Here is a 3,032-nt window from a genome sequence, read left to right as displayed (position 1 = left end):
TCATAGGGGTTGGATGCTTACTATTTAGGCGTAAATATCGTAAGCGTCCAAAAACGGATTTGGTGATTTGAGAAAGATGATGTAACTTTGTCGCCAGTAATTTTAAACGTAAGTATAATGTACAGCGACAAAGACTTTCAGACATTCTGGTTCCGCTACAAGACGGAAGGGGAGCCACATGGAATTTCAATTAATTCCTTTTGTATTAACCAAGGTGTTCCATACAAGCAATTCTATGCGTGGTTCAAGAAGCATGCCAAGGATACTGTTATCCCTGTTGAAATAGAGGGAGCACCTACAGATGAAGAGACAGATGATGTTGAAGTCCCACCTCAGCCAGCATCCAAGCCAAAAGCAAAGAAGTCGAAGGGTGGCATACTCATTACCATCCAAACGACGGATGGTTTGTTTGTCAAGAAGGGTGGGCTTGACTATGCCGGCATGAAGGACTTAGTGTCTAGATTGGAGGGATTATGCTAAGGCTCTCAGGTCTTGACAACTTCTACTACTTACCCATGCTTCATGATATGAGGTACAAGGGGCCTCGTCTCTCTGAGATCATACGTAATATATATCATCGTGACCCTCTCAATGGTGACATCTATATCTATATGTCTCGTGATCGACGAACGATAAGGTTGTTTCAATATAAGCATCATGTCTATGCCCTTCACGAACGTACTTTCAGCAATGAATATCGATTTAAGAAAGTTGTACTTCGAGAAGGAGTTCCTACCTATAAGATGGATTGGAAAACCGTGATGATAGTATTGGAATCGCCTGTTATAAAGCAGATTAGAGTGTAATTCGTATTTAAGTATAATTAACTAATAATCAGATGGTTATGTGTTTTATAAATTTGCATAATTCAAATATTTTTTGTATCTTTGTACTGAAATACAAAGGTTATGGAATTAGACGAATTAGGCATAGATATAGAGGCACAAAACTGTCTCAATCAAATTCAGCAGGAGTCTTGGACTTCTGCTGACTATGACCCGTCCCAAGGTATGACAGGAGAAGAACTACATAACTTTTGTAAATTCTTGTATTCGCAGATTCAGTCCAAGGATGAAGAGATAAGCCGCCTTACTGCCAATATTAAAGAGTTGACGGATGAGGTTCGATTGTCTCGTCTTCAACAGCAAACATACAATGATGAAAACAAGGCGGTAAGTGCCAGCCATTCTCAAAAGTTGGATGTTGTGCTTCAGCAATTACAAGAAACCAGGCAAGAGCTTACTGATACAAAGAGAAAGCTGAAAACTGCTGAGACCCTGTTGGCAGATGCCAAAGAGAAGAATCGTCAGTTGGAAGCTGAACGAGAGAAGGATGCCAAGGAGCGTAAGGACTTGGAGAATGACATCGCTCTCCTTCGTTCTGATCTTTACAGTGGAACAAAGAGCCAGCAGTCAGGTCGTTCTGCGGAAGAGGTAGGAGCTAATGATGGCAGGGATGATTTCGATGGTACGGATGCATCTTTACCAGAGGCGAATCGTAAGGATGAAGTGTCCTCAGAGGCAAACTCTGATGGCGAGAAATCAGAGAAATCTCAATCCGGAGAGCCTAATAACTCTTCGGAAGACAGAGACTCTAGTAAAGGAACTCCGGGAACACCAACTCCTAAGACAATATATCATGGTCCTTCTCGTAAGGGTCGTACTTATAATAAGTATACAGTTGGTACGCCGATTATCCATAAGTGCGATTTGAGTCACTTGCCTGAAGGCGTAACTTATCATATCAAGAAGAATCCGAAGAAGGTACTTCATACAATAACTAAAGTAGAGGAACATTGGTTCGAGGAAGTTGTCTTGACTTATCCTGATGGTCATAAGGAAACGTATTTTATGCCTCAGGAGAATGATAAGAATGGCTACCTCTATGACGAGATTGTGCCTGGTACTCATGTAACATCAGACTTCTTGACGGAAGAAACATCGAATATGTATGACATGGCCTGTCCTGCTTATCGTGAGGTGAAAAACAGACTGTCCGAGATGGGATTGAAGACTCATCGCCAGAATCTGGCCAACTATGCGGATAAGGGCTATGAGATATTGAAGCTAGTGCTTCCGGCATTGAAGGACCGAGCCTTGGCTCCTGGTTCCAACGTAAACGTAGATGAGACATGGGAGCGATTCCAGACCCACTTCGGTCATCGTAAGACCTATATGTGGTGTTTGGTAAATCGCAAGGCCAACATCGTGATATTCTTCTATGAGGATACGGTAGACAAGTATGGCAATCAGAAGAGTGGTGGCCGTAACCGTGCTGTTTTGAAGGACTTCTTGGGTGACGCCAAGTTGAAGTCTCTTCAGAGTGATGGTTATATCTGCTACATGTATCTCGACGATGACTTGATAGACATAGAGCATCTATGTTGTCTTGCCCACGTTCGTGCCAAGCTAGAACGTGCGGAACGTATGGGTTGCAAAGAAGCTTCTTCACCTATGAGTAAGATTCGCAAACTTTATAAGCGTGAGGACTTGTATGTAGAAAAAGGTTATGATGCCGAAAAAATCAAGGAGATGCGCAATGATGAGTATACTCGAGGTATCGTAGATGAACTTCAGAATGAGATGTTCGACTTGATGGCGAACAAGATGGATAAGTTGCCTAAACTGATGCAGCAAGCACTTAACTATCTCCATAAGTTTTGGAAGCAAGTCTTTGCCTATCGAAATGATGGTGAATATTCCATAGATAACCTGGCAGCAGAACGAGCGATACGTCCCCAGACCATACAGCGCAAGGGCTCGTTGTTCTTTGGTAGTGTTCAGGGTGCATTGAGATCGGCAATGTACAATACCTTTATCCAGACTTGCAAGCAAGTTGGAGTCTCGTTCAGGCAATATTTCAAGGCTTTGCTCAAGGCCGTGAAATCTGGTAGAACGGACTACGAGAACCTGCTTCCAATGACAATCTGCTTGGATTAATGAATTTTTTAGTGAAAGAAAATTAAAAATGAGATTTGCGGACTTTGCAAAAAGCCCGCAAATAGGGGCGTTGTGACATTTTTGGACGCTTAC

At 42.5% G+C, this 3,032-nt stretch carries 3 protein-coding genes; all 3 read left to right on the top strand.

All coding sequences use genetic code 11. The features are described 5' to 3' along the window. The first annotated feature begins 117 nt into the window (after nt 1-117). The 3 genes from tnpA to ONT08_RS16370 all read left to right on the top strand — a co-directional run bounded on the left by tnpA (nt 118) and on the right by ONT08_RS16370 (nt 2,939). The gene (gene tnpA / locus ONT08_RS16380; RefSeq protein ID WP_144155227.1) at nt 118-480 is read left to right on the top strand and encodes an IS66 family insertion sequence element accessory protein TnpA; all 363 of its coding nucleotides are present in this window, start codon (nt 118-120) and stop codon (nt 478-480) included. Then, complete coding sequence (gene tnpB / locus ONT08_RS16375; protein ID WP_264960326.1) at nt 474-806, top strand: IS66 family insertion sequence element accessory protein TnpB; 333 nt, start codon at nt 474-476, stop codon at nt 804-806. The genes tnpA and tnpB overlap by 7 nt, the downstream gene beginning before the upstream one ends. A gap of 102 nt (nt 807-908) precedes the next feature. After that, a complete protein-coding gene (locus tag ONT08_RS16370; protein ID WP_264960327.1) occupies nt 909-2,939 on the top strand; it encodes an IS66 family transposase in 2,031 nt (676 codons plus the stop codon). The last annotated feature ends 93 nt before the right edge of the window (nt 2,940-3,032 follow it).

It is taken from the genome of Segatella copri (genome assembly GCF_026015465.1).
GTDB lineage: Bacteria > Bacteroidota > Bacteroidia > Bacteroidales > Bacteroidaceae > Prevotella > Prevotella copri_E.
This window is presented reverse-complemented; position numbering and strand designations above follow the sequence as displayed.

What these genes read in the sequence shown, in the direction of transcription:
- tnpB (WP_264960326.1), top strand. Translation starts at nt 474, where the DNA reads ATGCTAAGGCTCTCAGGTCTTGACAACTTCTACTACTTACCCATGCTT.
- ONT08_RS16370 (WP_264960327.1), top strand. Translation starts at nt 909, where the DNA reads ATGGAATTAGACGAATTAGGCATAGATATAGAGGCACAAAACTGTCTC.
- tnpA (WP_144155227.1), top strand. Translation starts at nt 118, where the DNA reads ATGTACAGCGACAAAGACTTTCAGACATTCTGGTTCCGCTACAAGACG.